At 64.6% G+C, this 26,558-nt stretch carries 37 protein-coding genes; 18 read left to right on the top strand and 19 right to left on the bottom strand.

Going from position 1 to position 26,558, the window contains the following annotated elements; genetic code table 11:
• Positions 1-5 precede the first annotated feature (5 nt).
• The 5 genes from ACNQR1_RS18285 (at position 6) to ACNQR1_RS18305 (ending at position 1,435) form a co-directional block, all read left to right on the top strand.
• Positions 6-224 carry a hypothetical protein gene (locus ACNQR1_RS18285; protein WP_019346810.1) on the top strand — a complete coding sequence of 73 codons (219 nt, stop codon included), beginning with the start codon at positions 6-8 and terminating at the stop codon, positions 222-224.
• 7 nt (positions 225-231) lie between these two features.
• Complete coding sequence (locus tag ACNQR1_RS18290; RefSeq protein ID WP_019346811.1) at positions 232-738, top strand: lipoprotein LpqH; 507 nt, start codon at positions 232-234, stop codon at positions 736-738.
• A gap of 135 nt (positions 739-873) precedes the next feature.
• Complete coding sequence (locus ACNQR1_RS18295; protein WP_019346812.1) at positions 874-1,014, top strand: hypothetical protein; 141 nt, start codon at positions 874-876, stop codon at positions 1,012-1,014.
• The gene (locus ACNQR1_RS18300; RefSeq protein ID WP_019346813.1) at positions 1,011-1,199 is read left to right on the top strand and encodes a hypothetical protein; all 189 of its coding nucleotides are present in this window, start codon (positions 1,011-1,013) and stop codon (positions 1,197-1,199) included. The genes ACNQR1_RS18295 and ACNQR1_RS18300 overlap by 4 nt, the downstream gene beginning before the upstream one ends.
• Entirely contained in the window at positions 1,196-1,435 is a 240-nt protein-coding gene (locus ACNQR1_RS18305) for a hypothetical protein (protein WP_047036647.1), read from the top strand. Before ACNQR1_RS18300 ends, ACNQR1_RS18305 begins: the two co-directional genes overlap by 4 nt.
• A gap of 116 nt (positions 1,436-1,551) precedes the next feature.
• Here ACNQR1_RS18305 and ACNQR1_RS18310 read toward each other — a convergent pair whose 3' ends face one another.
• Both ACNQR1_RS18310 and ACNQR1_RS18315 read right to left on the bottom strand, forming a co-directional pair.
• Positions 1,552-1,812: a hypothetical protein gene (locus tag ACNQR1_RS18310; protein WP_047036645.1), complete on the bottom strand. Its 261-nt coding sequence runs from the start codon at positions 1,810-1,812 to the stop codon at positions 1,552-1,554.
• Positions 1,802-1,954 (bottom strand): hypothetical protein, encoded by a 153-nt coding sequence (locus ACNQR1_RS18315; protein ID WP_157680274.1) that lies wholly within the window; start codon positions 1,952-1,954, stop codon positions 1,802-1,804. Before ACNQR1_RS18315 ends, ACNQR1_RS18310 begins: the two co-directional genes overlap by 11 nt.
• A 222-nt stretch (positions 1,955-2,176) precedes the next feature.
• Between ACNQR1_RS18315 and ACNQR1_RS18320 the strand changes: the two genes are divergently transcribed.
• Positions 2,177-3,580 carry an IS1380 family transposase gene (locus ACNQR1_RS18320; protein WP_011768002.1) on the top strand — a complete coding sequence of 468 codons (1,404 nt, stop codon included), beginning with the start codon at positions 2,177-2,179 and terminating at the stop codon, positions 3,578-3,580.
• 269 nt (positions 3,581-3,849) lie between these two features.
• Here the strand turns inward: ACNQR1_RS18320 and ACNQR1_RS18325 are convergent, their stop codons facing one another.
• The 4 genes from ACNQR1_RS18325 to ACNQR1_RS18340 form a co-directional block, all read right to left on the bottom strand.
• A complete protein-coding gene (locus ACNQR1_RS18325) occupies positions 3,850-4,146 on the bottom strand; it encodes a hypothetical protein (RefSeq protein ID WP_052773189.1) in 297 nt (98 codons plus the stop codon).
• Between the two features lie 239 nt (positions 4,147-4,385).
• Positions 4,386-4,541, bottom strand: a complete 156-nt coding sequence (locus tag ACNQR1_RS18330) for a hypothetical protein (protein ID WP_165588887.1) — start codon at positions 4,539-4,541, stop codon at positions 4,386-4,388.
• 114 nt (positions 4,542-4,655) lie between these two features.
• Positions 4,656-5,153 carry a hypothetical protein gene (locus tag ACNQR1_RS18335; RefSeq protein ID WP_047036642.1) on the bottom strand — a complete coding sequence of 166 codons (498 nt, stop codon included), beginning with the start codon at positions 5,151-5,153 and terminating at the stop codon, positions 4,656-4,658.
• Between the two features lie 116 nt (positions 5,154-5,269).
• Entirely contained in the window at positions 5,270-5,698 is a 429-nt protein-coding gene (locus ACNQR1_RS18340) for an NUDIX hydrolase (RefSeq protein WP_047036641.1), read from the bottom strand.
• Positions 5,699-5,776: 78 nt separating this feature from the next.
• On the opposite strand from ACNQR1_RS18340, the gene ACNQR1_RS18345 reads away from it, so the two are divergent.
• Positions 5,777-6,571, top strand: coding sequence for a GntR family transcriptional regulator (locus ACNQR1_RS18345; protein WP_205626388.1), 795 nt, complete (start codon positions 5,777-5,779; stop codon positions 6,569-6,571).
• Between the two features lie 174 nt (positions 6,572-6,745).
• On the top strand, positions 6,746-7,015 hold the full coding sequence (locus tag ACNQR1_RS18350; RefSeq protein WP_047036640.1) for a hypothetical protein: 270 nt from the start codon (positions 6,746-6,748) through the stop codon (positions 7,013-7,015).
• Here the strand turns inward: ACNQR1_RS18350 and ACNQR1_RS18355 are convergent, their stop codons facing one another.
• Positions 7,016-7,681: a hypothetical protein gene (locus ACNQR1_RS18355; RefSeq protein WP_131721839.1), complete on the bottom strand. Its 666-nt coding sequence runs from the start codon at positions 7,679-7,681 to the stop codon at positions 7,016-7,018. It abuts the gene before it with no gap.
• Positions 7,682-7,737: 56 nt separating this feature from the next.
• On the opposite strand from ACNQR1_RS18355, the gene ACNQR1_RS18360 reads away from it, so the two are divergent.
• Positions 7,738-7,995, top strand: a complete 258-nt coding sequence (locus ACNQR1_RS18360) for a hypothetical protein (protein WP_131721838.1) — start codon at positions 7,738-7,740, stop codon at positions 7,993-7,995.
• Between the two features lie 149 nt (positions 7,996-8,144).
• Here ACNQR1_RS18360 and ACNQR1_RS18365 read toward each other — a convergent pair whose 3' ends face one another.
• The 3 genes from ACNQR1_RS18365 to ACNQR1_RS18375 all read right to left on the bottom strand — a co-directional run bounded on the left by ACNQR1_RS18365 (position 8,145) and on the right by ACNQR1_RS18375 (position 13,586).
• The gene (locus ACNQR1_RS18365) at positions 8,145-10,274 is read right to left on the bottom strand and encodes a DNA gyrase subunit A (protein ID WP_047036636.1); all 2,130 of its coding nucleotides are present in this window, start codon (positions 10,272-10,274) and stop codon (positions 8,145-8,147) included.
• A gap of 12 nt (positions 10,275-10,286) precedes the next feature.
• On the bottom strand, positions 10,287-12,308 hold the full coding sequence (locus tag ACNQR1_RS18370) for a toprim domain-containing protein (RefSeq protein WP_047036634.1): 2,022 nt from the start codon (positions 12,306-12,308) through the stop codon (positions 10,287-10,289).
• A gap of 246 nt (positions 12,309-12,554) precedes the next feature.
• Positions 12,555-13,586 (bottom strand): DUF2637 domain-containing protein, encoded by a 1,032-nt coding sequence (locus ACNQR1_RS18375; RefSeq protein ID WP_047036632.1) that lies wholly within the window; start codon positions 13,584-13,586, stop codon positions 12,555-12,557.
• A gap of 1,201 nt (positions 13,587-14,787) precedes the next feature.
• Here ACNQR1_RS18375 and ACNQR1_RS18380 point away from each other — a divergent pair.
• Complete coding sequence (locus tag ACNQR1_RS18380; protein WP_047036631.1) at positions 14,788-16,089, top strand: WGR domain-containing protein; 1,302 nt, start codon at positions 14,788-14,790, stop codon at positions 16,087-16,089.
• A 90-nt stretch (positions 16,090-16,179) separates the two neighbouring features.
• Here ACNQR1_RS18380 and ACNQR1_RS18385 read toward each other — a convergent pair whose 3' ends face one another.
• The 3 genes from ACNQR1_RS18385 to ACNQR1_RS18395 form a co-directional block, all read right to left on the bottom strand.
• Complete coding sequence (locus ACNQR1_RS18385) at positions 16,180-16,428, bottom strand: hypothetical protein (RefSeq protein WP_076111670.1); 249 nt, start codon at positions 16,426-16,428, stop codon at positions 16,180-16,182.
• On the bottom strand, positions 16,425-16,769 hold the full coding sequence (locus ACNQR1_RS18390; protein WP_047036630.1) for a hypothetical protein: 345 nt from the start codon (positions 16,767-16,769) through the stop codon (positions 16,425-16,427). Before ACNQR1_RS18390 ends, ACNQR1_RS18385 begins: the two co-directional genes overlap by 4 nt.
• A gap of 177 nt (positions 16,770-16,946) precedes the next feature.
• Complete coding sequence (locus tag ACNQR1_RS18395) at positions 16,947-17,192, bottom strand: hypothetical protein (RefSeq protein ID WP_047036628.1); 246 nt, start codon at positions 17,190-17,192, stop codon at positions 16,947-16,949.
• 54 nt (positions 17,193-17,246) lie between these two features.
• Between ACNQR1_RS18395 and ACNQR1_RS18400 the strand changes: the two genes are divergently transcribed.
• Positions 17,247-17,507, top strand: coding sequence for a hypothetical protein (locus tag ACNQR1_RS18400; protein ID WP_047036626.1), 261 nt, complete (start codon positions 17,247-17,249; stop codon positions 17,505-17,507).
• 415 nt (positions 17,508-17,922) lie between these two features.
• Here the strand turns inward: ACNQR1_RS18400 and ACNQR1_RS18405 are convergent, their stop codons facing one another.
• From ACNQR1_RS18405 to ACNQR1_RS18420, 4 genes are all read right to left on the bottom strand, one after another.
• Positions 17,923-18,213 carry a hypothetical protein gene (locus ACNQR1_RS18405; protein WP_047036624.1) on the bottom strand — a complete coding sequence of 97 codons (291 nt, stop codon included), beginning with the start codon at positions 18,211-18,213 and terminating at the stop codon, positions 17,923-17,925.
• 14 nt (positions 18,214-18,227) lie between these two features.
• Positions 18,228-18,443, bottom strand: a complete 216-nt coding sequence (locus ACNQR1_RS18410; protein WP_047036623.1) for a hypothetical protein — start codon at positions 18,441-18,443, stop codon at positions 18,228-18,230.
• A 46-nt stretch (positions 18,444-18,489) separates the two neighbouring features.
• Positions 18,490-18,846, bottom strand: coding sequence for a hypothetical protein (locus tag ACNQR1_RS18415; protein ID WP_047036621.1), 357 nt, complete (start codon positions 18,844-18,846; stop codon positions 18,490-18,492).
• Positions 18,847-19,153: 307 nt separating this feature from the next.
• The gene (locus tag ACNQR1_RS18420; protein ID WP_047036619.1) at positions 19,154-19,447 is read right to left on the bottom strand and encodes a hypothetical protein; all 294 of its coding nucleotides are present in this window, start codon (positions 19,445-19,447) and stop codon (positions 19,154-19,156) included.
• Positions 19,448-20,082: 635 nt separating this feature from the next.
• Here ACNQR1_RS18420 and ACNQR1_RS18425 point away from each other — a divergent pair.
• Genes ACNQR1_RS18425 through ACNQR1_RS18445 form a run of 5 tightly spaced genes read left to right on the top strand, consistent with a single transcriptional unit; the run spans position 20,083 to position 23,892 of the window.
• Positions 20,083-20,343, top strand: coding sequence for a hypothetical protein (locus ACNQR1_RS18425; protein ID WP_047036617.1), 261 nt, complete (start codon positions 20,083-20,085; stop codon positions 20,341-20,343).
• On the top strand, positions 20,340-22,628 hold the full coding sequence (locus ACNQR1_RS18430) for a Tox-REase-5 domain-containing protein (protein ID WP_234802109.1): 2,289 nt from the start codon (positions 20,340-20,342) through the stop codon (positions 22,626-22,628). The genes ACNQR1_RS18425 and ACNQR1_RS18430 overlap by 4 nt, the downstream gene beginning before the upstream one ends.
• A 12-nt stretch (positions 22,629-22,640) precedes the next feature.
• A complete protein-coding gene (locus tag ACNQR1_RS18435) occupies positions 22,641-23,363 on the top strand; it encodes a hypothetical protein (RefSeq protein ID WP_019348531.1) in 723 nt (240 codons plus the stop codon).
• 10 nt (positions 23,364-23,373) lie between these two features.
• Positions 23,374-23,739 (top strand): DUF2185 domain-containing protein, encoded by a 366-nt coding sequence (locus ACNQR1_RS18440; protein ID WP_019348532.1) that lies wholly within the window; start codon positions 23,374-23,376, stop codon positions 23,737-23,739.
• A 15-nt stretch (positions 23,740-23,754) separates the two neighbouring features.
• The gene (locus ACNQR1_RS18445) at positions 23,755-23,892 is read left to right on the top strand and encodes a hypothetical protein (RefSeq protein ID WP_165588886.1); all 138 of its coding nucleotides are present in this window, start codon (positions 23,755-23,757) and stop codon (positions 23,890-23,892) included.
• 156 nt (positions 23,893-24,048) lie between these two features.
• On the opposite strand, the gene ACNQR1_RS18450 is transcribed toward ACNQR1_RS18445, so the two are convergent.
• A complete protein-coding gene (locus ACNQR1_RS18450) occupies positions 24,049-25,146 on the bottom strand; it encodes a hypothetical protein (protein WP_131721837.1) in 1,098 nt (365 codons plus the stop codon).
• On the opposite strand from ACNQR1_RS18450, the gene ACNQR1_RS18455 reads away from it, so the two are divergent.
• On the top strand, positions 25,145-25,432 hold the full coding sequence (locus ACNQR1_RS18455) for a hypothetical protein (protein WP_047036615.1): 288 nt from the start codon (positions 25,145-25,147) through the stop codon (positions 25,430-25,432). The genes ACNQR1_RS18450 and ACNQR1_RS18455 overlap by 2 nt on opposite strands.
• Before the next feature lie 48 nt (positions 25,433-25,480).
• On the top strand, positions 25,481-25,660 hold the full coding sequence (locus ACNQR1_RS18460) for a hypothetical protein (RefSeq protein ID WP_047036614.1): 180 nt from the start codon (positions 25,481-25,483) through the stop codon (positions 25,658-25,660).
• A gap of 317 nt (positions 25,661-25,977) precedes the next feature.
• Here ACNQR1_RS18460 and ACNQR1_RS18465 read toward each other — a convergent pair whose 3' ends face one another.
• Complete coding sequence (locus ACNQR1_RS18465) at positions 25,978-26,541, bottom strand: PIN domain-containing protein (RefSeq protein WP_131721836.1); 564 nt, start codon at positions 26,539-26,541, stop codon at positions 25,978-25,980.
• Positions 26,542-26,558: the final 17 nt, after the last annotated feature.

The raw sequence follows: 26,558 nt of genomic DNA on the forward strand, positions 1-26,558 counted from the left end.
CCAGAATGTCGGAATGCCAGATTCGCGACCACATTGAGATCGGTCGAGGCGACATCGTGCGTGAGGTCTGGAGCGGAATCCCGGGAACGGTGGTCGATGTCGACCAGGACGAGGCCGTGATCAAGTACCCGTCTGATCGCCGACTGAGGAGCCGCATCAAGTGTCTGGTGCTGGTATCGGTCGGTTTAACGTCCGCCAACAACGATCCGACTCGTCAAGATTGAGGACCTGATGATCGATTCGTCCCCTGGCAGCTGCCGTTACGGCACCAAGAAGGTCGGTTCGTTGATCACTGCCGCTGCTGTCATCTCGCTCGCGGTCGCCGGGTGTGGCGCGGAACCGGCGCCCGTCGCCGGCGACGTTGCATCGACGACCAGTCGCACCGCCGCGCCAGGCCCCAGTGCGGCCACTGTCTCGGTCGGCGGGGTGCCGCTCGACATCGAATCCGCAGTGGCCTGCAGCACCGTTGGCGGAAAAGTGCGCATCGTCATCGGCACTGGTGAATCCAAGATCACCGCCATCGTCACCGACGCACACGAGCCGATCGTCGAGCAAGTTGACCTGGGCGCCGTGGACGGTCTCACGTTGCGGTATGCCTCCGACGTGGCCGGATCTGGCGCTGTGGCGAGCCGCAGCAACGATGCATTTACCGTGCGGGGCAGCGCTGCGGCAATCGAATCGGATGGGTCGACTGGTGCGGTCTTGCGGTCTTTTGCCATTACTGTCCTGTGTCCTTAGCGCTTTCTTCCCGCAGCGGCTGTAGGACGTGACAACCGAGTAGCTGCTGGTACGAGCCGGTTTCTGGCGCAAAATCTGCACCGTGTTGGTGGTAGTATCTAAAATAGAGATACTGACCTCGGGGAGGGTAAGCGTATGTCGGTCCCATCGGACATCTTGGAACTGAAGACGAGCTTGGAAACCCGCGAATATCGCATCGACGCGATCTTCGCAGACGCGCAAGCGGCTTTCGCTGGCACCGTGGCAGACGGCGGCGCAGGCGGGGGATCGCTGTGACGGCGCCAGTCACCACCGGCACGTGCGCCGATTGTCCACATGAACATGACGAGCACACCGGTGCATCCGCGTCGTGCGTTGCGTTCGTCGTCGAGTTCGGTCGCGAACGCGTCTGCTATTGCACCGGATTCGAACCTGAAGACCCCGCCGAAGCCGACAAGATCCTGCGGGACGGTGCACCGTGAAGGCGCGGCTGATCGAAGATCAGCTCTACGAAGTCGTCGACGGCCGCAAGTGGTACACGGCAAGCCGCCGACCGGACGGGTCGTACTTTGTGATGAACCACGTGGGCCGGGCCATCAGCGAGGGATCCGATATTCAGCGCCGCGTCGTCCGGGCTGTCCAGGCGGTGCGGATGACTGAGCCCGGTTGCCGTTCCCACGCCGCGTCGCCTGGACACCGGAGGCATCCGAATGAGTGACCGCATCAAGGTTCAGCCGGCCCGCGCTGCCGATGGGTGCATCCAAGGATGGGCAGTCAACTGAGGAAACCGGAACTGGATTTCTAGGGGGTGTCGCGGTGTGCGGCGCTGGGGGCTTAGTCGGCTGGCGCGACTTCCAGCCCAGCAGGGTCCTCCCACCATTCGTGAACCCCGCGGTCGCGGTCCATCCAGAACACGGGGATGAGACCGGTGGTGGCGGCCGGCGGACGTGGAGTTCCCGGTTCCCAGCCGGGGACCGGGTTCAGTCCGCCCATGGATCCGCTGTCGGCGAGCACCTCGCCCTCGACACCGGAACCGCCCCGACGCGTGACGCGGTCCCCGACCCTGAATGGGTGTGCCGTGGGCTCAGACGACATAAGCGTCAGGGTCGCGGGTGAGAAGCTCGGCGATCGTCTTCGCCCAGGTTGGCGACTCGGCCGTGGCGATCAGTACTCGATCCTGAGCAGGACCGCTGAATCCGTACACGTGAACGTCGTCAGCGACGAACTCCTGGTCCATGTTGTGGGCCCCCTTCCGTTGCCGCGGTGAGTGATACGCCCGCTGATCGTGGCATGGGCGCCGGAAGAGCGGGCCGCCAGGCGCGTAGCTCAGATACCTAAGCCTCGATCCACCGATGAATTGCCTGTGTAGGTGGGTGTCGATATAAGGAAAGTGCCCCTTGAGCTGGGAGGATTGGTGTTCTCTACGCATCAATCAGGCCAGTTAAGAAAGGCACTTCCAGTGCAAGTGTCCCACGGGTTCGCTGCGTCGTCGGCGGTCTTCGATGAGGATCATCTCGTGTCGTGCGCCGGACTGGTGCCGGTGATGACACTGGCTGAGCAGACCGGCCTGCCGAATCTGTTGGCTGACAAGATCTTCATCCCCGCGCCGAAGATCAAATCCGGGTCAGCGAATCCGGCACCGAAGCTGGCCACGGTGATCGCCGGGATGTGCGCCGGCGCCGACAGCATTGATGACCTCAACATCGTCCGGGCCGGGGGCATGAAAACACTCTTCGGCGATGTGTACGCACCATCAACCATCGGAACCCTGTTGCGGGAGTTCACCTTCGGACACGCACGCCAACTCGAATCAGTCCTGCGCGAACACTTGGCCGCCCTCTGCCGGCGCGTTGAGTTGCTACCCGGATCCGACAGCGGTGTGTTCATCGACATCGACTCCCTGCTACGACCGGTCTACGGCCATGCCAAACAAGGCGCCTCCTACGGACACACCAAAATCGCTGGCAAGCAGGTCCTGCGCAAAGGACTCTCGCCGTTGGCGACCACGATCAGCACCCCCGGTGCGGCGCCGGTGATCGCCGGGATGCGGCTGCGGGCCGGCAAGACCGGCTCCGGTAAAGGAGCCGGTCGAATGGTCGCCCAGGCCATCACCACGGCCCGAGCGGCCGGGGTCACCGGCCAGATCCTGGTCCGCGGCGATTCGTCCTACGGCACCCGCGCCGTCGTCGGCGCCTGCCGACGCCATGGTGCGCAATTCTCGGTGGTCATGGGCCGCAACAGCGCGATCAACCGGGCCATCAACGCCATCGACGACGCGGCGTGGACACCGGTGAAATACCCGGGCGCGGTGCGTGATCCCGACACCGGAGAGTGGATCTCTGATGCCGAAGTCGCCGAAATCAGCTACACCGCATTCGCGGCCACCACAGACCGCTTCACCGCCCGACTGGTGGTACGTCGGGTCAAAGATGCGCGCTTCCGCGACGCCCTGTTCCCGGTCTGGCGGTATCACCCGTTCTTCACCAACACCGACCTACCAACCGCCGACGCCGACATCACCCACCGTCAACACGCGATCATCGAAACTGTCTTCGCCGACCTGATCGCCGGCCCCTTGGCCCACATGCCCTCCGGGCAATTCGGCGCCAACTCCGCGTGGGTGCTCTGCGGGGCCATCGCCCACAATCTGCTGCGCGCCGCCGGTGTGCTTGCCGGTGGAGCGCACGCAGTGGCCCGGGGAGCCACCTTGCGACGCACGATCATCACCGTCCCGGCACGGCTGGCCCGACCGCAACGCCGACCCATCCTGCACCTACCCAGCCACTGGCCCTGGACCGAGCACTGGCTCACCCTGTGGCGCAACACCATCGGCTACAGCCCACCCGCTACCGCAACCGTCTAACCGTCGCCGAACAGGCCCCACCGAAGCACACAGGAAAAGCTGGGCAGACCAGCGGCTACATCCTGCCCACCCCACAAACCGCCGTCAGAATCACCGTCGAACCACACCACTCAAGTCAGTCCACGGATTGAGGCTAAGACAGCCCAGGAAACGGCGTGGACAGGCGCGACCTGGTCGGGGCCCGGAACCAGTCCGGGTCTGGCCAAGACCGCTTGCAGTGCTGCGCCGCCCACCAGGAAATCAGCGATCGCGCGGCGCAGATGGTCCGGTTAGGTGATCAGCACCGTGCCCGAGACGATCATCGAACGGCGCAGCGGCGCTGCAGCATTGGATGTGGCTGATATTAACGTGCGCTCGGTAAGGATGCGTTGTGCCGGCATACTTCCGCCGATCAGACAATCGCGCGTGGCCGCAGCTGCGGTGTGTCCGCCACGTGAATCGACACCGGAAACCGCACCCCGCATCGCCGGATACGCTTGCGCCACCGCCCATCCCTGACGCAGCCGATCGATCAGCCCATCACGCAGCGATCCGTCCGGCAGCAGTCCGAACCCAAGGACCACCATCGCAGCGCCGACACGGTGCTCTGTGGAACTTGGTCGGTGATTGGGGAGGGCAGGACTGCATCGACGTTGGCGATCACCGCTGGCAACCCGGCCGCATCCTCGCGGATGCCGTGTCGGCGGAGTGGTCGGGGTGGTCCGGCCCAGTGTGGCCGTCCGTCAGTAGACCAACGACGATTCCCGGGATGAGGAACCTGACGAAGGGCCCCGCGGTATCCAGCATTGGCAAGTTGAGCGCCGTGTCACTGCGGCTCACTCTCGAAAGCGTTCGACGGTTGACCATCGTATAGTTCGAAGCCGGCCTTCCGAAGGCGCGTGTTCAGATCTGCGATGGCCGCCTCAGCTGTCGGGGCCTCGATCAGTTCGACGACGCTCGATAAGACGTTGAACAATGCCATGGGCTGCCGCCTTTCCCGGAGTTGCTGATCGAAGGGCAGCGTGCCACGGTTTCGGACCCGTCCACGGATCGGGCGCGCAGTTGGAATATTGCGGGCACGGACTCCGGTGGCCTGCTACGCCTCGGTGATGCATGCCAAGTAACCGTCAGCGCGACCAGCCGCCTCGCCGGCGAGTTCACCGATGCGCCGAAGTGCCGCGGCGGCGTCACTGCTGCGGTCATACCCCGGGTCGTCCCACAAACCGCTGCGGGAGTTGTACCAGTCGCGAACCTGAACGGGTTCGGCATCCTCGGCGAGTGCGCATATCAGGAGAAGGGCCTCGGCGCGGTAACCCTGCTTGCCGATTGTGTCTGCAGGCTCGTGCAGCCACTGCGGCCACGGCAATCCGGCGATGACCGACGCCACCGCATCCAGTGCCACTTCGGCGGCCTCTGCCCGGTCGCTGAAAGGGGAGCCGATGCCGGAGATGAACCGGTGGAACTCGCCAGCCAGCGATGCAGGTTCGGCGACACTGTCACAGGTGTGCGGCGGCGCGAGGATGCCGGCGCTGGTGAGGTTGGCGCAGGCGTCGTCCAGGAACGTGTCGAACAGCTGGTCCTGAGTGCGGGTCACGGTGATCCTTTGTGAAGTCGGGGGCACCGTGAGAATCCGCCTCGGGAGGCAGCTGATCGACGCACGGCGCGGCAGGACCGAGACCGACACTCAGAATCTACTGGACAGCCGCGTGTTCAGGCGGTGACCAGGTTGGTGCCGTCGTGAATTCGTGTGTGGACCGTGCCGTCGAACGCATCGAGCACCCGGATGGCGAACGCGGGCGTCATCGCGACCTCGACCTGGTCCCTGGTCATCCAGCGGACGTCTTGAGCCTCGTCGGTCGGGTGAACCTCGCCGGCCTCAGGGCGGCACCGAAAAACCAGCGCAACAATGCCGCGGCTGAGATTCTTGTAGACGCCCGTCAGCTGCTCGACCTCGACCTGCAAACCGGTCTCTTCGCGAACCTCACGCCGTACACCGTCCTCGAACGATTCGTCCAGCTCCAGAACGCCACCGGGAGCTTCCCAGCGGCCGTTGTCGTCACGTCGAATGACGAGAACTCGATTGTCGCTGTCGACGACGATCCCTGCCACACTGACCGAGTGTTTCGGTGTGTCTGCCACCGTCCGACCTCCATTGACTCGGGTGCTGCTTCGTGACACGCGTGAGCGATACCTCTAGGCTAGTCGTCTAGATATGCCATGAAAGGCCGACACGTGCTGCAACTTGACGGGATCGACAAGACGGACGACCGTCCACCGTATCGTCAGATCGCGGCGATTTTGCGTGCAGCTATCGAGTCGCGCCAGTTTGCGGCCGGCGAGCGGCTTCCGTCCGAAGCGGACCTGATCGAGCATTTTGGTGTAGCACGCATGACCGTCCGGCAGGCCGTCCAGGAGCTGCGCGGCGAGGGGCTTGTTGTCTCCGAACACGGTCGTGGTGTTTTTGTGCAGGCGCGTCCGCCGATTCGGCGACTGGCCTCTGATCGGTTCGCGCGCAGGCATCGTGACGAGGGAAAAGCCGCGTTCAGTGTCGAAGCTGAGAAGTCCGGTTATTCTCCCCGCGTCGACAGCATCACTGTTCGGCGACAGAAGCCAGGTTCCATCGTTGCCGAGCGACTTCGCGTTCCCGTCAGTGATGACGTCGTTGTACGGTCGCGGCGTTACCTGGCGGACGGGCAGCCAATCGAGACCGCCGTTTCCTACATCCCGGTGGCTTTTGCTGCCGGCACCGCGATCGAACAAACCGACACGGGTCCCGGCGGTATCTATGCGCGTCTCGAAGAATCCGGGCATGTCCTAGCACGGTTCACTGAGGAGGTTGGAGCACGGATGCCCACTCCTGACGAACGCCGTGTGCTCAACATCGGTCTGGGCGTGCCTGTCTTGACCGTGCTGCGTACCGCCTACGACGTGAACGATGTGGCGGTCGAAGTTTGCGACACCGTGAAAGTCGCACCTTCCTACCTGCTCGAATACGAGTTCTCGGCGCGTTAAATCCTCGGAAACCCTTTTGATGGCCCCGCTGTGTGTAGAACTTGTCTAGACGTCTATGTATGCTCAACTCATCTAGAGGAGGGTCCGTCGGATCAGCCGACCGGACTCTCATTTGGCGCCACCGCCAAGTACGCAGTGGCATGAGATAACCGCAGCAGGAAGGGCATTCGGAATATGACCACCATCACCGCCACGGAAACCGATCTGATGCAGCGATTGCGCGTGGCAGGTGATGGGAAGCAGTTCGAGGTGCGTGGCGGGTCCACTGATGGGCGAGCGCTGACCGTTGACGAACTGATCGCGGAACTGCTTCCCGGGCCCTTCGTGTTGGGTGCCGCCGTCGAACGGCTTGAAGCCGGGTACCCGGCACTTGTCGGGATCATCGACGCTGAAGGCGAGCGGGAAATCTGGGTGAAGACCCAGTCCCAGGATGTCAGCACATAGTTAGTCGTTGCTGACTGTCACTTGGAACAGACCGTCTCGGGACAGGCCGATGCCGCGCACCGACCGAACGCCCCACGCCGCAAGCAGGTGGCTTTTGACCAGGGACATGGCCGTTCCTTCAGTGATTCCCCGAAGCTCGAGAATGACTTCAGCGTCCCCGTCTGGTCGCGGGTCGACTCTGACGAGAACCAGCGCGTCCGGCATGCCGACCGCGGCGCACGCGCCGACGGTCGCCCATCGAGCACGGGTGCAGCCTCCGTCGGAATCCATCAGTGAACCCGCCGCTGACTCAGGAGTCGGCGTCACGAAAGCCGACTCCTGGCCGGGAGGTTGTTCCGCTTCTGTCGATGGGGCATTGCTGCCTTTTGATCGGCCTATGGCGATTCCGGCGATACCGGCAACGAGAAGCAAGGCTCCAGCAACTATCGACCAGGAGTCCTTGTCTCCGTCAGCCAGCTTTCTCGGCAGCGATCGATCCTCTTGAGCCTGGTACCAGGCATATTCCGCCTCGCAGGCGGCATTCGTGGCATCCCTGAGTGCTCCGTGAAGGGAAGAACTATCGTCTCTGCACGTTGGTTTCTGGGGCGATTCCTGGCACCCGGCCACGAATGTCGCAACCAGCACCACAAGAAGAAGAGCGATCGCCTTCGTCGGCACCTTCCGCATCCAGCCCCCTGCGTCCGTTCGAATCACCCACGAACACAGGGTGATGTCTCACCCTGATGGGTTACACGAATTTACGTGGTGTGGATCGGGTGCCGGTCAGCCTGGTCCGTTTCGTCCTCAAAACGCCGCGCTACGTCGCACGGCCTTCGCCCGGTCGTAGTTGGTCAAAGCCTGTCTCCTCCCCGGATCTCGGGTACGCCGCGGAGCTGCTGGCCGGCCGAGCCCTCAACGGTGGCGTCAACGCCGCAGGATCGGCTTCTGGGGCCTCGGCTGCGCTCGCATTCCGCCGCGACAACGTGCGCAGCGTTGATTGACTCCAGCTGCAGGATTAACGAACGCGCTCGACTGCGCGAGGAGTGCCGAGATCTGGAACTGATGCGCGGTCCGGCCTCCTTGGTGCCGATCACGATGCTCCTCGCGGCAGTCCTGGTGCTGACAACCCACAGGGGCAGTGCGTACCCGATCAGCTCGCCGGATCCACTCCGGCAGCTGCGCCCTTCACCGAGGCCTTCGCTCGCTTCTCGGCGCGTACCGGTTTTCCGTCGCGCACGAAGCCGGCGGTGGAGGCGACTGTAGAAACGAGCATGCTCTCACCGCTGATGAACGGATGGAACCCGACACCGCTACCGCCACGTCCTTTCGGCGGAATATCCCAGACAGCAGTGACTTTCCAGCCCTTCTCTGAGATCGACAAGATCGCCTCAGACTCAGCTCCAGTGAGCGGGAACGCGGCAATCACCGCGTCACCTCCATCGGCCGCCAGCTTGACGCCGACCACCCCGTTGCCGGCGGCGCCCTGTGGATTAACAGTCGCGGGATCCAGTCGCAAAACCTTCCCGCGTCGGGTGATCAGTCCGAGGTGCGCACCGGGGGCCAACACTCCGGAGCACAGCAGCCCGGTGATATCTGGGGCGACTGGAACGTCGCGAGTCTTGGTCGGCAGGCCTTTGCCGTCAGTCAGTTTCACTCTGCCGTCAGTCCATACCGCCCATCCGAGACCACTCGAGAGCAACTCACCGTGACTGTCGGAGAACACGCCCCGATCATCGAGTCGCCAGTTCTTGTTGATCGTGCGCTCACGGGGGCCGTCGTCGGAGCTCCCACCGGACACCGGAACAGCATCGAAGTCCAGGTGCGTGCGGCGATCGAACTCGGGCGCGTTGAACAATCTTGTCGTCTCCACCAGCTCCTTGTCGATCACCGCGCGGCGCTCGGTCGGTGACGAGACCAGTCGGGTGAGCGTGGCGTGTTCAGCATCCAGCTTCTTCGATTCAGCCTGCAGTTCCAGCACATCGAGCCGGGTCAGTCGGCGCAGCTGCATCGCCAGTACGTAGTCGGCCTGCTCTGCGTCAAGCGTGAACCGCGCTTGCAGCCCAGTTCGTGCGTCGTCGACGGTATCGGAGCGGCGGATGATCGCCACGGCGGCGTCGATGTCCAAGTGCACCGCCATCAGGCCGGCCACCTGGTGCCGCCGCGCCTCGACCTTCTCCAGCCGGTACTCGCTGCGGCGCAACACCACTGAATCACGCAGGGACAAAAACGCCGAGATCAGTTCGCGCACAGTCCACCAGCGCGGAACCCGGTCGCCATCAAGCGCAACCACGCTGGCGGCGAACGTGCCCTCCAGCGGAGTCTGGGCCAGCAGCTGGTCACGCACCGTCTCAGGATCGTGCCCGCGCTTTACTGTGACTGCAATGCGTAGTCCGTTGCGGCGGTCGGTTAGGTCGGACATGTCTGCTATGCCCGGAGCTTCCCCCGACTCGACTAGAGCACGGATTCGTTCCTGCACAGTGGAACTGGCAACACCGGGCGGAAGCTCAGTGATCGTGATCGTCTTACCGTCGACCACCGCCGTGCCGCGTACGGTGAACGCACCTTTTCCGGTGGTGATGTAGTCGCGCAGCCCGTCGGAGCCGACCACGGATGCCCCGCAACCCCAGTCGGGACCAGGCAGCAGTTCCATAAGCGCGTCATCGGATAGCTGTGGATCAGCCAGCAGCGCCCGGCACGCCGCCATTACCTCGCGAGGATTGTGTGCGGGAACCTTGGTGGCCCAACCTTCGGCGATGCCGACGGCACCGTTGCAGAGCAGGAACGGGAATTGCGCCGGCAGCACGGCCGGCTCAATCCATTCCCCGTCGAACGTGTCGGTCATCGGTACCGCGTGGTCTGCGAGTTCAGAGGTCAGCGCGGCACCCGTTGGGGACAGGCGCATTTCTGTGTATCGGTCGGCGGCCGGTATGTCACCTTGAATGCGCGGGAAAGCTCCCTGTCCGTCAATGATTTTGACGCGCTGGAAGTCAGCGGCCAGAAGCGCCGCCGCGCCATACATCGCTGCACCTCCGTGCGGGTGCAGGTTGCCGGTAACCGCCGAGCAGACCTTCGACGACTTCTGCGGCTTGTTGCCCGGCAGCAGCTTGGAGGCGTGCATCTGGTACAGCAGACGGCGCTGTCCCGGTTTGAGACCGTCGAATGCTGACGGTATCGCACGATCGCTGACGCTGTAGAGCGCGAAGGTGAGTTGGTATCGGTTCCAGTAGTCCTCGGCGCTCTGCTCGAGCACAAGGTCGCGGTTCTGTTCTGTGGCAGTCACGGTGTGGAGCTCCTAATCCAGGTCCAAGGACGAGGTATCAATGCGCGAAGCGGCGTCGGCCATCCACGTGCGCCGGCCTTCAGGAGTCCCGCCGAACAAGGTGTGGTGCAGTGCGCCGCCGAGGTCGTCGGGGCGTACCTGAATAACGGTCCGCTGACCTGGGTCCAGCACGGTGTTCCAGAAGTCGTCGGCGTTCATCTCGCCGAGGCCTTTGTTGCGTTGCACCTCGACCCTCGACCGGCCTCCTGACCTCAATCGAGCTACGGCGACGTCACGTTCGGCGTCGTCCTGGCAGTAGATGCGCTGCGAGCCGTCGGAGACCACGAACAGCGGCGGAAGGGTGACGTAGACCATGCCGGCTTCGACTAGAGGCCGGTAGAAGTCGAGGAACATCGAGATCAGCGACGAGTTGATGTTGCCCCCATCGGGATCGGCGTCGGAGGCGAAAAGAATCTTGTCGTACCGGCACTTCTCCGGGTCGCAATGGCCACGTACCCCGCAGTCGAGAATCCGCTCGATAGCCTGAAATTCCTCCTTACCGCGAGCTTTTGCGACCGTCCACCCGTAGACGTTCGGTGGTTTGCCTTTGAGCGGGAACGCTGCCTGGAACGTTGCGTCCCGCGCGGCCTTGATGGTGCCAAGAGCCGAGTCACCCTCTGCTATGAACAGTTCTGCTCCAGAACCGCGGCCAGTTTCACGGCAGGGCAGCAGCTTTGGCGGCAGTGACAGATTCGTCCCCAGCCCCTTGGCTTTAGATGCCGCACGGGACCGGGATTTGGCCCCCTCAGCGCTGCGGCGAGCTCGTGCGGCTTCGAGAGCGAGTTTCGTCCACATGGTCACGGTGTCGGTGTTCGCCGGGTTGGCCGACCACACCGCGGTGCTGCGTGCCACGTCGGTCGACATTGCCGTGTTCAGAGACCGTGACGACACTCCGGTCTTGTCTTGGCCGTTCCAGGAGACATCAGGCGCACGGGTATCGACGGCCAGCGCGGTGACCGCGGCGAAGTCCTGCGGCTCGGGGCCATCCTCTCCTTTGGCCAGGCCGAGGTCGCGCAGCCGCGCGGCGCGGGACGCCAGGGCCTCGGTCAGTCCTTTTACAGCCGCGTTCAGATGTGATCCGCCATCAGCGGTGTAGACGGTGTTGCAGAAAGAGGACACCGTTGCGGGCTCGGCCGGTCCGGCCGTCAGCGACCAGCGAAACGGCGTAGGTCCACGACCAGTCACGTACTCGCCGCGGCCCTCGACGGAGGCCCGAAGCGCGGGTATGGGGGTCTGCGCGCAGGCACACATGAAGTCCAGCACTGCGCTCGTACCCCAAGGCCCGGAGAATGACCCCAACAAAGCTGCGGGTAGGGGACCGCTTGGCCAGCCTTCGTCGATCACGGTCAGGTGCACGTTTTGGGTCATGCGCACCGCCGCGTGGGCACGCAGCAGAACCTCGGTGATGTCGAGTGCGGTGTCGGGGGCCACCGACGGGTCGAGCAGCATGCGTACAGAGGTGCCGTGCACGGCGGGCTCGCCGTTGGACACTCCACGCAGCTTCTGAGTGTCATCGCGGGTGAAGTCGGCGTCGGGATTGAAGCCGTCACCCGCGAAGCGGCCAGGATACCCACCACCAAAGCTCTGCTTGTACGTTTTCCCGGCGCGGTACACGGTGACGTCAGTGCGTCGGGAGATGAATACCGCAGCTGCAGCACCGATCCCGTTGAGGCCGGCACCGGTGGACTCGGCGTCGGCATGCGCGGTGAACTTCCCACCTGACCGCGCCGTGCCCAGTGTTTTGACGACGCCGTTCTTTCCGGCCGGGTCGGAGTCAACAGGTAAGCCCCGACCGTCATCAGTGACGGTGAACGATCCGTCGGATCTCAAGATGATCGACACCGTGGACCCGTGAGCACCTGCCTCTTCCACGGCGTTGTCGACGATCTCGCGAGCGGCGGTCTGGTAGACCCTCGCACCGAGGTTGACCTGTGGCCGCATCCGGGTGTGCTGGATGTCGTCTAGCTCGATGACATCCGCGGCGGTGTAGCTCACTGACTAGATCCTTCCGTCGGTGGCGGGGGCTGGTGCCGCGCACCTTCTTGGTCCGGGGAGGCGCATCTGGGATTGCAGTCGCGGATCGGTCGGACCTGATGCGTTTCAGGGACACCTTGCCTGCGCGCGGTGCGTTGGCCCAGGGAGCGAGCACGACACGCCGGGGGAGCGAGAACGGCCGGACCGCGCCGCAGAATCGCTCGCTGTCATCAATTCCAACGCGGGTCAGGAAGCGGCGAGCAAAGTTCAATCCAAGCCCGATTGTTGTACTTCTCGTGCTGCGCGCAGGATCCTCTGAACCTTGCTCGGTGACGTACCGAGTTCAGCTGCAATCTCCCGACTCGGCTTCTTTTCCGCGTTGTGATCCAGGACGGCGCAGATCATGTCGGGGGCAGCGGCGACACGCTTCGAGTCGAAGAGCTGGTGAGCCAAAGCGGCGTGTTTGGACCGCGACAGCTGCGACCGTCGGGGCGCGGGGTACGTCGAGCTTCCTGGCTGTGGGCGGTTCGTTTGGTCGCTGCCGGAAGCGGTGGCCGGTTCAGACGTGGACAGTGACGAAGCGGATGTGGGTGCTTCAAGACCAGGTGGTGGCAGCGTTGCGGGTGTCTGGTTCTGATGCACCCCATCACGTGTGGTGGCGGGAGTTGCGTCGCGATGCGTCGCGTCAACAGGTGCTTCACGAGTGTCGTTTTGCTGCATCACCGCGGGCCGGGCTTGCGTCACCGGCCCGCTCCGGTTGAAGCGATGCACCGCGGTGGTGATGCAGCCGCGCAGGCGAGAGGTGAGGTGACGTGCTGCGTCAGGTGCGTCATTGGTTGCGTCAGTGTGTGCGTCAGCAGCGGCGCTTTGGTGTGCCAGCGCGGCGATCTCGATACGCGTCAGCACGACTAGTCCGAGAGTGCAGACCGCGATGATTCCATCGATCATCACGGGGAAGAGCGCCGCCTCGTTCGGGGTGTATCCGTACTCGATGGCTAGCGACCGCAGTGCGTCGAAAGAGAGCCTGAATGCCGTTACGGACAGGGCGACGATCGCGACAAGGAAGCACCAGTAGGTCGGACCACGTGCGGCGATATGTGACCACAAGCCAAGCAGGTGAGTGAGACTCAACAGTGCGAACGGTGCCAGCGCGGCTGCGACAATCGGTCCGACAGCGGCAGCACCGGAGTGCGTGATCACAGTCCGAGCAACGTTTCCAGACAGGCTAGCGGTGGTGGCGAATGCCAGCAGCGCCCACAACAGGCGACGTACGCGTGTGTGTATTTCGTAGGGGGTCACCGCATTCCCTTTCTGGCCCGTGCGCTGGGTGCGGCGGCCGCGAACAGGAAACCAGAAGTTGCAACACGATTCGGGTGCAGGACGCGCATCGGACGAGGCGGCGCTTTTGGGGGCACTGCGAGCTGTGGCACCCATAGTCGACATTGCTACAGGCCTCTCGCATCGTCGGCCGGCTGATGCGAGCCTCCTATAGGCCGCACGATGTCGTAACGCGCATGCGTGAGGAGTATTTGTTCGATGACGGGTCCGCGCTACAGGCCGCGCTACAGCGCACGCTACGGACTTCGCTACAGCGATCGATACAGCGATAGCTACACAGATAGATACATGTACCGATACAACGCCAGATACAGCTTCCCTCAAAGTCTTTGGCGATGGATAACTGCCCCCGAACCCTCCGCTGTGAACCACCCGCCGACGTGCTCGTGCACGGCGGGATCAGCGGAGCTGAGGCGTACCCGTTGCGGCTCGAATTCCGCGCCGACTGATGGGCGCATGCAGGTCGCCGGCTCGCGGGACGTCCTTGACTAGCCGGGGTTGTATCTGCACCTGTGGCAGCGGTTAGCGCGGACCGATGGCGAGCTGTCACGTCCCTCAATGATCACGTTGCTAAATGCTCGCAGTCTCCGTTGAAGTCGCCAGCTGCCGTCGCGCCCTGGGTGGCCGGCGGGGGAGTATCCGCACATCCGACATGCCGGTTTTCGCGACAGCATGCGACACCCCGGCCGGTTTCCACATCCATCGATCGGTGGCGCAGCTGGGCGCTGGCGCCTTTCTCCGCAGCTGTTTGGTAGCCACGAAACTCCGGGGCGCCAGAAGAACTGCTTTGCGTCACGCTGACGCATCGGTGCCCGCGGTGATTGCGTCACCAATGCAGAAGCGGTGCGTCATGAACCGTATGACGCGGTACAGCTGCGCGGAACGTTTTCCGTGTGCGCGTGATGCAGCACTGCGTCACGAGTCCGTCTGCAATGCGCTCAGCCGCGTCAAGTCACTGCGTCAGGTGACGCGGCGGCCGGTCGTATCGGTGCAGCACTCGTGACGCAGCTGCGCGTCACGAGTGCCGTTAATCGGACGCTTCACTCGCCGACGCATCAGATTGCCAACGCCACGACCAAGCCGCGTTGGCGGTCGTGTGCGACTACTTGTCACACCTGTCCTCTAATCTCTATTTTAGAGATAGCCAGACGGGGAGAAGAACATGACCACCGCCACGACGCCCACCAATGCAGTCGAGACCGTGACCTTGATCCAGGTCAACGCGGCCGGCAACAACAACAAGTTCTACGAGCTGTCGAGGATGCCTGACGGATCGACACTGGCACGGTGGGGCCGCATCGGCGCTGGCAATGCCCAGGCCCGCACCTACCCCGGACACGGCAGTTTCCGGGCCAAGCTCGATGAGAAGCTGCGCAAGGGCTACACCGTGTTCGACGGAGCCTCCACCCGGGCGTGCAAACCTCACTCAGCAAACGGCGCGTTGCGCCGCCACGTCGCTGCCGGTCTGTTCCCCGGTGCCGTGCCATCGACGTCAGCCGAGCTGCTGGACCAGCTGGTCCGCTACAACAGGCACGCTATCGACAGCGCCACCGGTGGCCGAATCACGGTCAGCGACAGCGGATCGGTGACTACCGCACTGGGACCCGTGTCGCTTGACCAAGTCACCGCGGCGCGGTCAGCACTCGCCCAGCTGCGCTCCGGATACGACCGCTGGGCAGTGGAGAGGTACCTGACGTTGATCCCGCAGAGAATCGCCAACGTTCGCGAGACGGACTGGGTGACGTCCACATGGTGCCGACAGCAGGACGACCTACTTGACGCGTTGGAATCGGCGGTCGTCATGTCAACCGCGGCTGCCGACGACGAGGCTGAGAATGTGGCAATCCCGTTCCGTCACACGATGACCGAACTGGGTACGGGGGATGAGGATTTCGCACGCATTGCAGCGAAGTTCGATCATTCTCGCAACTCCATGCACGCCGCGAATCGGCTCAAACTGCGCCGTGTGTGGGCTCTCGTCGACGGAGACGGCGCAGCCTGGGACGCCCGTAAGGACTCCCTCAAACACACGCGTGAGTTGTGGCACGGCACCACCACGGGGAATGTGCTCTCGATCTTGCGTACCGGCTTGATCTGCCCACCGTCGACGGCAGGTGCCTACAACACGACCGGCCGCATGTTTGGCGATGGTGTCTACTTCTCCGACCAGTCAACGAAAAGCCTCAACTACGCGATCGGCAGTGCCCCTGGGCAGCGGGGTCGTGGTGGGCAGGGCAATCCTCTGATGTTCCTCGCCGACGTGGTGATGGGCCGGGAATGCCGCTCCACTGCGGGCTCATACGGGTCTGATTTGGTACGCAGATCCCGCACCGGCACCGACGATAAAGGCCGCAAGTTCGACTCGCTCTACATCCGCGGCGGCCACTGCGGTGTGCTCAACAACGAGATGATCGTTTGGCGCACCGATCAGATCAAGCTCACCCATCTGTGCGAGTTCCAATGAGCACGCCATGGTAGGCGTATCAGTCCGGAGGAAATACGCCCCGTGTTGCCCTTCGCGACCGGCTGAGAGCGTGGCGGACAAAAGACGCGATCATGTGCCATCGAGTCCACAGCCGGTGCAGATCAGGACCCGACCGCCCAGGATCCACTCCGCATCGCGGAGCCCCGCCGTGCACTCTTCGGGGGAACTGGGCCAATCTCGACCCGGAATCCGAGCCACAAGTCGGCCGGGGGAGACGAAACCTCCCGGGGTCTGGTGGTACTGGGGTTGACGCGGGTCCCAGTGCCCACCGATTTCGGACAGATCGGGAACCTCGCTGCGGTCGTACGTCCGGCTCATCGGTACTCCTCAGTGCTCGGCATGTAGACAGTCCCGGGAGCGCGGTCGCCGTAGTGATCCTTGTCCTGGACGGCGACCACGGTCACACCCGCCGCGGCCACTGCTGCGCCCGGGGAAGCCAGCGCCGCCAGATCGGACCTGGTCAGTCGCACGATGCCGGTGGAAGCCGCAGCTGCCTTGTCCCTGACGGTGCAGTCGGAGTCCTCGATGGAGCAGACGGCGATCCGGCGACAGTCCGTGACCAGGGTCCGGCAGGAGAGCCGGTCGTCGAGTTTGTCGGCGAGGGCAGTCACGTTGCGCTGCGTCAATTCGACGGTTTGGGTCGCTTCAATCCACTTCACGGCCGGGATGTTTCCCGCCGATGAGGACCGTCACAGTCCGGGGCGCGATCTTGCGCTGCGACGCGATCGACCTGTGTGTCCTCGCAGGTGTGCGAGTGGGGCCCACGTGACCGGTTCTCCTGGTGTCGCATGGCGAGGGCTGGGGAACGGGGGCGAATACGTTGCGGGAAACCGGTCTCAGACCATCTCGACGCCGTGTTCTGCGGCCAACGCTCTGCCAGCCTCGGTGAACCTGATCCACGTGTCGCCCGGATCATGGTTGAACGTGGTGATCAGCCCGGCCTGCTTGAGTTGCGTGAGGTTGCCGTTGTCCTCCCGTGAGCCGCCGACATTGCCGCCTACGAGCGGGGTCCCGCCCCAGTTGTCGGCGTCGCGGGCGTAATCGAGAAACAGTTCCATCGAGCGCGCGGTGATATCGGCCATGGGCGGCATCGTCGTAGAGATGCGTCCGGCATCGGTTGTGGGGCGCGGTGCGAAGTGAGCGGCGAGATTCCCGGCGTGATTGTCGGCCCGCGTGGCGTCATGGCCATGTACGGCAACGACAGCGGCAGAATCTGCGAGGTGCTCGACGGTGTTCGGACACGGCTGTATCCGAACGCTGTCATCCCGGTTGCGCTGGCACATAGCTCGGCGGCACTACCGCTGGGCGTCGGGCAGTCGGTGCTACGGGCCTTGGCGCAGAAGGGCGTCGGGTTGCCAGAGAACACCCAGATCCGTAGCCGGCCGGCGTACCGGTAACGGGTCACTGCCCCGCCCACGGCATCAGCGCCTCGGCGGCCTCCTCCGCCGACACAGCCCCGGTCCCGCGCAGCAGCCTGTGCCATTCGCGTTCTCCAGCCAGGTACTCCTCCACCTCGGACGGCAACTGAGGCCCAGTCAGATCCTCCGCGTATTCGTCCACAACCAGTTGGACGCACCCCGGCCGCGATCGGTTCCACCGAGTTTTGGACCCGCCCACGCGAAATCAGCGTCGGAGCCATCCCCGGCGAAGTTGGCACCCCCCCGGGCCGCCAAGTCACACCGACTCAATTGGCGGACGCGGTGCGAGACGGGCGTATATGCGCAACGCAGTTCCCCGACGCGCCGACGACGCGACAGTCGATCAAGGTCTGGGTGTTGACGGGCACGGTGGTCTCCGTGGGTTGGGGGAAGTTCAGTGGACGCTGTCGGGGCCGCGCCCGAGGATCTTCACGAGCGCATCGGAGGCCGCGTCCGCGACTGCGGGCTCCGATGCGATGAAGTGCAGCGGAGGGTGCCCGTCGCGCTCGACCGACGCGGAGTGCGGGTGCGCCTCAGGTTCCGGCTCTTCTTCGACCTGCGTCCAGTTGTCGGAGCCGATGAAGTAGTTCGCCGCGTCCACGGCGGGAACGTCGCGGAGTTCGGCCCAGAAGCAGGTGTACGGATCGTGCTCGGTGTCCGAGACGACGGTGACGGTGGCGTGCATCGATTGCTCCTGGTCTACCGGTTGATGGCCCAGTCGCGGACCCACTCGGCAGCCACCTCATCGGTCGCCGACTCCGCGAAATAGTCCGAGCCGGGCAGGATCCGGCACGGCCGCGGCGTGCACGGCGATCCGTAGGCGGGCCCGCCTTCGCAGACAATCTCTGCGGTGCGACGGCCACCGCCTAGGCTGGCGTGGCTCTCGCACAGGTCGAACACGGTCTTCTTACGCATGGAGTGGATTCCTTCGTGATCGGTGATGGTTCGAGATTTGTGCCGGTCAGCGAGCGCAGTTCCGGCACAGCCAGTGATCGCCGCAGTCCTGCGCCAGATCACCTTCAGCGAGCCCTGCGCAGCACTTGTAGCAGTGCTGATTCCAGTCGTCATAGGTGAGCCGTACGAGACCGACCGGACCGTACTTCCCCTTGATCCACTCGACCACCTCGGGCATACCCGGATCCTGATGCGCGTAGTGGTACGCCTCCGCCTCGCTGGCGTAGCCGAGACTTACGAGCTGGTACTCGAGATCGTCGCCTGTGTAGTTGGCGAGCACATCGGTCAGGACAGTTCGCGCAGCCGTGGGGTTCATTCCATCTGAAACCGCTCGGTCGACCATGCTGTTGACGGTCACGTCCATGTCAGTTCCCTTTCTTCGCACCAGTGCACGGAGTTCGACCGCCGGCACCCCGCTTCGCCTCGGGCTTCAGCGCTCACCTCGTGCCTGTTGGACAGCACGCCGCGTGCGCTCCGCGGCGACGGTACGGTCTTGGTTGTTCAGGACGGCGGCAATGAGGTCCGCAGCGAGCGGGTCCAGGATCTGATCTTCGAGTCCGACGTCGGCTGCGTCCGGACGGTTGCCTGCTCGGGTTGGATGTCGATGGGCACGTGCTGTTCCCTTCAGCGGTTTCCGGGGTCAAGGTGACTCATGAGGCCCCTTGCGGTGGTTAGGCGCTGAACCGCACGACGGTGTTGACGGGAATGCGGTGCACTGTGCGGGCGTCGTCGTCGGCGATCACCGTCAGGGCCTGCGCGTCGGCCTCGGTGAGGGTGCCGGTGATGGTCATGTCAGGTGCCGGGGAGTCCGGTCCAGTGGTGATGGTGACGGGCCCGTAAGGTTCGCCGTCGGTGAGGATGTCGGCGGCTGTGGAGGACACTGTGGCGGCGAAGGTGCCCAGCCAGCCGGAGCCGGAGCTGATCAGGTTGATGTCGTAGTTGCCGTCACGGGTGTAATTGGGCATCGTGTCGTCTTTCTATCGTCCGAAGGCGCCTTGTTCTGTCACTGCGGGCCCACCATCGCGCCCCGTGCGCTGATTCACCGCACGGGGCGCGAGCCCTGCCTGACGTGCTCACCTTCGATGTGGGACCCGGGCGGCGCAGGGCCGCTGCCGCGATTCGGCGATTGATCCGGCCGGCACGCGCGACTGACACGCTCTGGACTCTCGTCCTCCCCGCGTCGGTGGACGCGGCATGCGGATGACCTGCGCCGTTGTCTGTTTCGCCTGTACTCCCGCGCGGCGCGGCTGTCACCGCGAGCGGATTGCTCCGGGTCGCCCGACCCCCAATAGCTGCAGTCACGTTCCATCGACGGATCAACCGCACCGACGCCGACGCCAGAAGTTCATCCGGACCAACGGCCAAAACCCGTACCCCGGTACGGGCCGGGTGGTGCCGATGCTCTCCGGGATCCGGGACACGAACCCTGGAAGCTCGTCGCCGGGTTCGCTGTGTCCGTTGGCGCGCTCCTGGTGAGCCTCGACAGACTGGGCGTTTCAGCCACTCAAGCTGCGCAAATCGTAGTTGCCGAACATTGTCACGTCCCCCAGCAATCGTGAGGTAGCCTCACGACCAGGTGTTCGCCGGTTGGGGGATTGGCATGGCAAACAAACTGAATGTGAACTCTGACGGCCTGCGCATCGCAGCCGCCGACAGCGATGTCGCTACCGCTGCACTGGCCGGCGAAGGCGAGGTGTCCTCGAACGTCGGCATCGCCGCGATGGACGCGGCGCTGTCCTCGCTTCGCCGTCGCCAGGCCGACCGGATCAGCGGCCAGGCCGGCGACCTGTCCACCGGTGGTGCCCGCTACGACACCACCGACGGAGACGGCGGCGATGCCATCACCACGGTGAGCGTGTGAGCGCTGCTCCCTCCGGCCGATTCACCACGCGTTCGGAGATCGAGGACCTCACCACGTCCGACTTCGCCGACGCCGCAGCACGGTGGCGCACCGCCGCCGACCAGTCCGACGAAGTGTTCGACCGGCACCGCCAGAACATCGCCTCCCCGGGCGGAACCACCTGGGAGGGTGACGCCAAGGACGCGGCGTTGGATCGTGCGATCGCTGACGGTGTGGTGGCCGGTGACCAGAACGGAGTCGTGCGCGAAGCCGCCGGCATCGCCGAGGACGCCGTCACCGACATCAGCGCCGCCCAGCGCGAGGTGGTGGCCGCGATCACCACCGCGGAGAACGACGGGTTCACGGTGAGCGAAGACCTCAAGGTGACCGACGCACGCAAGTACGACATCAACACGATCGCCGAGCGGAACAAGGCCGCTGCCGAGCATGCGGAGGACATCAGGTGGTACGCCGAACGGCTGGGCCAGACCGTGGCCTTCGCGGAGGGGCGGCTGCAGGCGAAGGCCGGTGAGCTGGAAGGGATCCGGTTCGAAGGCGAGGGTGAGGGACGCGACGGCGAGGGCGAGGGACGCGACGGCGAGCCCACGGTGCAGCTCGTCGACAACAAGGTTCAGGACAAGCCGAGCGACGATGGCAAGGGCGAGAAGCCCGGTGCGGCACCCGGGCAGATCGGCCCCTTCGCGGTACCCAAGTCCGTAGAGGACGCGGCGAAGAAGGATGGGCTGAAACCCGAGGAGAAGCCCGCCGCGAGTGACGTCGGCGGTGATCTCGGAGACCTGCTGGGTGTCAACGACCCTCCGGCCGCCGGAGCAGAACCGAAGCCCTCGGCGCCGCCGATAAGCCCGCAGGCAGTCGAACAGTTCAAGTCCCAGGCTCGGAACCTATTACGGCAGCAGGGCGTACCACCGGACCAGATCGAGTCGCAGGTCAACGCCATGGTGGCCGACGCGCAGCGGATGAACGCCGCGCTCGCGGACTCAGCTGCTCACACCCCGGCCAAGCCGGACACCACGCCGGGTCCCGCCCCCGTCGACACTCGCAGCTTCGGCGAGAAGCTGGGAGATGGGTTCAACAACTTCGTCAAGGAAGCCCACGACCAGTTCTATAACCGCCTCGACTCCACGGTGGAGACGCTGCAGAACCTCACCGGCACGGGTGGTGAGGGCCGCCCCGGCGTCCTCGAGTCATGGCAACAGCTGGGGGAAGCGGCCGTCGAGAACCATATGAAGGATCCGCTGCATCTGCGTGACCCGATGGGGCCTCTGGGACCGTGGGGCGCCGTCAACGGGGTCGTGGACGACATACCGGAGATGATCGAGAACCCGGGCAAGCACGCCGGCGACGTGTTGTTCGACGCCACCGCCATGGCCGCCACGGCGCCGCTGGGCGCGGAGGGGTTGCTGGGCAAGTCGATGCTCCCCGAGCTGGGTGCGCTGGAACGTGGCGTGCTGCCCGAGGTAGGTGCGCTGGAACGTGGCGTGGTGCCGGTCGTCCCGCACACGGCCGAACCGCCGGTGGTTCCGCACACAGCTGAGCCGCCCGTGGCGCCCCGCACCGCAGAAGCGCCTCCGATCCCGCACAGCGCCGAGCCGGTCGCTCCCCACACTGCGGAGCCGCCACCCGTCCCGCACACGGCAGACCCGCCGGCCGGGCACCACACGCCTTCCGCCGACGCGCCAGTGGAACACTCTGCGCCGGCGCCCGATACCCCGGCACACCACGTCCCCGACCAGGTGCCGACCCACCGGCCACCAGCGCCCGACACTTTCGACCCGGGCCAAGGGTTGCACTACCCTTCCGCCGACTCCCACCACCCCGGCATGTGGCCGCCGCAGACGCCCGACATCACCTACAACAAGGCCGAGGGGCAGTCGGGCTGGACGCATATCCAGCACAACGTTGACAAGGACTGGCTGCCCTACCAGGGCCAGATCGGAGGTGTCGAGCGCACACCCGAGGGCGCGATGCCCGAGTGGAGTCAGATCAACCCTGAAACGGGTGCGAAAGTCGATTTCGACGGACACGACTACCGCGGCCCCCAGGAGGTGTTCCTCGAAGCCAAGGACGGGTTCCGGGGCTTGGCGTTCGCGCCGGACAACTCCTACTGGGAAGGGCGAGCGGAGAAAGCACTCGCCCAGGTCCAACGGCAGCTCGAGGCGATCCCTCCAGATGCCGTGCTGGAATGGCACGTGTCGGACCCCTACGGGGCGGCTGCACTTCGGCAACTGTTCCAGGACCGCCAGATCTACGACGTCGACGTGTTCTACACCCCGAAAGCACCATAGGATTCAGAGACGATGAGTACCGCCGTCACAGCCCCGGTGTGGGGCAATCAGCGCGCGAATGTCCGCGCGATCCGCGTAGCTGCTGGTGAGTCGCCGGAATCGATCGCGGCCCGCACTGACGCACTGCTGCGCGAGTTGAAAGCAGCGTTCGACGTACCGGAATGGCGGCTGACTAGCGGTCAGGTGTGGGAGGGCTCCCCAGATGCGCTAGTGGACCTCGTGCGTAGCAACCCCGTGCGTGAACTTGTCGGCGGGTCCGAGGAGATCGGGGAGGCCCTGCAGGGCGAGGGGTACTCGTTCGTGCTGTCCGGTGCTGGGGGGCGCGTTTCCCCGCGGGTCTGGATCGCAGCTGGGAACCCCGTCGTCGGACGGAGGCTACCGACCCACCATCTGCTCCTTGAACTCCGTGAGATGTACGTCGGCGCCATTACCGCGGGCGACGGCGACGCTGCGTGCGCCGCGGTCGCGCAGACGTGGGAGTCTGCCACGTTCACTCTGTCCGACGACCCGGTTCGTCAGCTCGCGCGGCGGGGCAACTGGAAGATCGGCATCGGCTACCGCACCTGGATCAGCTCCGAGGTCGGGATGGTCAGTCGGGTCGCGCACGGGCTCACCGCGTCGGAACTGGCTGGGGGAATGTTGATCTCGGCGCCGGACGACTGGGCGGCCGAGCGGGTGGTCGCCGCGATGACGGAGACGCTCGCCGCGAACGGTCTCGACGAAGTGCCGCACTAGGCCAGCTGCGGTGACCAGGTATATCGAGTTCATCCCCCACGCCGGCGCGTGCTTGGCGACGACCAACGTCATGGACCGCCGGGGCAAGGTGCGGTGGATGGTGAGGGTGCCGTCCACCGGCGGCGCGGACAACGGCTGGCAGATCATGAGCCACATCGACACCACCGAGTACCTCACCGACAAGAGCAACTGGCGGATCGTCGCGTTCAACGATGTGTGCAACATCGAACCAGCACTCATAGGTATCTATGACTTCCCGGTCGGATCCGACCTGCAGATCGTGCGAGACGAACGCGGCATCAGCATCTACGACACACCGACAGGACGGCAGATCCCCGTTGAGGACTTCTACGTGCCACCTCAGTTCCGAGACTGAGCGCGACCGAGAGGCATGGCGATGTCCTACATGGCGGGACAGCTGCTCTTCTTCGCGGTCGTCGCGGCGCTGATCGGCGGCGTGATCTTGGCGGTGGTGTTGCGCAAACCGCGCCCGCCGCTTGAGGAAGCGGACGACGAAGACGACGAGTGATGAGTCGATTGCGCAATAGGCCGCCCGCGGGCTCGGATTCCCTTCCTGCCGTACAGTCCACCCCTGCCAGAGCCAGGGGTGTTGGCTCGGCGTAGAGCGCTTGGTACTCCGCCGGGATCGGCACGAAATGATCATCGCGGTCACTGCGTGCAGCTGCTATCCAGGTAGGTCGACGAAGAACTGCCGGGTTGCTGGCCAGACTGCTGATGGATCTTGCTGGCCACTAGCCGCCGCGTCGCTGTCGTAGCTGCGCGCGCCGGCGAACGTCGACGGCACTGTCTGCAGTGCAGCGCCCCCAAATATTGGGCCCGGGGACGGCATCGCCTGGGGTGCGGATCGATTGGCGGCGTTCAGCGCATATGCCACCGAGCGGGAGAGCCCGGGATAGGGATCGACCCCCGGCGGCAACAGGCGGCCCTGCCTGCGCAGCGTGTCGATCACAGCCATGAGCGCAGTGCGGCCGGCTTCGGCGGTGAGACTGTCGACCTGCAATGAGAAAACCAGATCGGAATCGGCCAGCGCGGTGGCCTGTACATCGGTCACTTCACGGTCCTGCAGGCGCGCAGGACGAGAGCCACACAGCGTCACTGGCTGGTGTATTTGGTCGGTTCGGCTCGACCAAACCGTGGTGAAAACGCGTACGGTGTCGGGTATTTCGGTGCTGTCGATGGTGACGACGGATTCCTCGATATCCGCATCGGGTGCGATGGCGCTAGCCACGCGCAGGTACTCGCTCGCGCGTGCCGGGTCAGTGAACATCGCGTCGACGGTGGCGCCCGCGGGTTCGTCAAACGGGTCGCCGCAGCGGGTGATGACGCGCACCTGCTGGCCGGCGAGCAGATCGGCCGGGCACGTCGCGTAGCCGGCGGATGCCAGCGCGGACATCATGACGTGGGAGTACGGGATGGCGAGGTCAGCCGCAATGCGGCGCAGCGTCTCCGGGGCGGGGAGGCTCGCCTTCCATCGAGTCACGGTGAGTCGGTTCACGCCGATGCGGTCGGCGAACGCTGTCACTGTCTCATCGCGTGCGTCCAGGATCCGATTGATCAACTCAAGCAGATTCTCCATGTGACGCAGCGTAACGCAATGCGTAGCATAAGATGCGGATTGCACATCGCACGATGCGCAAGAAGTTATGCAGCTGCGTGCGATCGCGCGCATGGACGCCGCGATGTCAAAAGATATGTGCAGCCCGCCGCCCACCGCGCCACCGCCTTCCAGGGGCCGCGGCGCGCCGTTACCATCCCGGCCCATGCGACTCCGTCATATCTGCGAGGCGTGTGGGACCGAGGCGATCCTCGACTCGGAGGCAGCGTTCGCTGCTGGATGGGATTACCCGCCGCGGATGGGCCAGTTCGGTGTGATCGGCCCGCGCGTTTGCCCGGACTGCGCCATCAACCGCACCGTGTGGTGGGCGCTGGCCATGGAGGGCTACACCGCCGACATGCTCAATCCGCAGCAGCGAGAGGTAATTGCGCGGATCCAGGCCGAGCCCGGGTCGATCCTGATGTGCGACGACGGTGGTGCAGGGACATGCTGACCGCGCCGCTCAGGGTCGCGAACGACAAGCCGGCACATGCTCTCCGATATGGCTTTCGAGATTCCGAACAACATTCCCGCTCAGATTGCGATCGTCAAGCGGGCCAAACGCGGCGATACCGAGGCAATCGGTGCGATCGAAGCGCTGCCCGAGGGTGCGTGGATGCGGCAAGCGTTGACCGACCCTAACTGGCCACGTCTGCGAACCCGGGTAGACCCTGTGTACTGAGCCCCGCCGCAGCTGCCGCATCTTCGGGCAGCGGCGCGTCGGCCGCCCTCCGTACCTGGCGGTCGGTGATCGTGCAGTACGACGCATGCTCGCGTACTCGCCAGCGAAAACTGGACTGCAGACCGGCGCGGTCGTGGAGCTCCCACTACTTCGCGTTGACGCTGTCGAGTTCGATGTTGAACCCCGCTTGGTGGGCGACACCTTGTACTGGGAACCTTCGGTAGCGGAAGCCACCGCATCACCGAACGCGTTCACCATGAGCCTGCTGCGGCAGCGCAGACTGAGGTGTCCACGGTGCGGGTGTGTGTCGTCGCCCGCTATCCGAACAGCTCTTGAAGCCGCTGCTGAACCCTGTCTGCGAACTCGGGTGCTCCGGCCAGGCTGAGAGCGTAAGGAAGCGGCCGGTGCCCGGGTTTGGCGCTCCAATACGCATGCTGTTCGGCGGTTACCCGCCGGACCAGTCCCGGCGAAGAGTCGTCGACCAGGGTCAAGAAAGTGTCGGCGGTGTGCGTCTCGAACTCGAGGTCGTCGTTTCCTGCCAGGCGCTCAAACTTGGCATCGTCAGTCACGAGGTAGCCGACACCGCCAGAGGCGGCTGCATTCACGACATGCCAATCGTGGCGATCCGGGTGATCGCGGTTGGTGATCTCAAAGCCGTCGATCCGGCCGTCAGGGAAGAGCTCGCGGATGCGGTCGAACCGCTTCGTCAGGTACCCGTCAGAGATCTCGGGTTTGTCCTTGCGGAGGTGATATCTCGCTTCCGCAAGCACATCCTCGGTCCACACGACCTCGTACATGTTCCCGTAGACGCTAAGCATGCTGACCCAGTCGAGCAGCGTCCTCGAATAGATCACGTTGGCATCGATCAGCACACGTGCCACGGGCATAGGTGGGACCG

This window comes from Mycobacterium sp. 48b, from assembly GCF_048282725.1.
In the GTDB taxonomy this organism is placed as follows: Bacteria; Actinomycetota; Actinomycetes; order Mycobacteriales; family Mycobacteriaceae; genus Mycobacterium.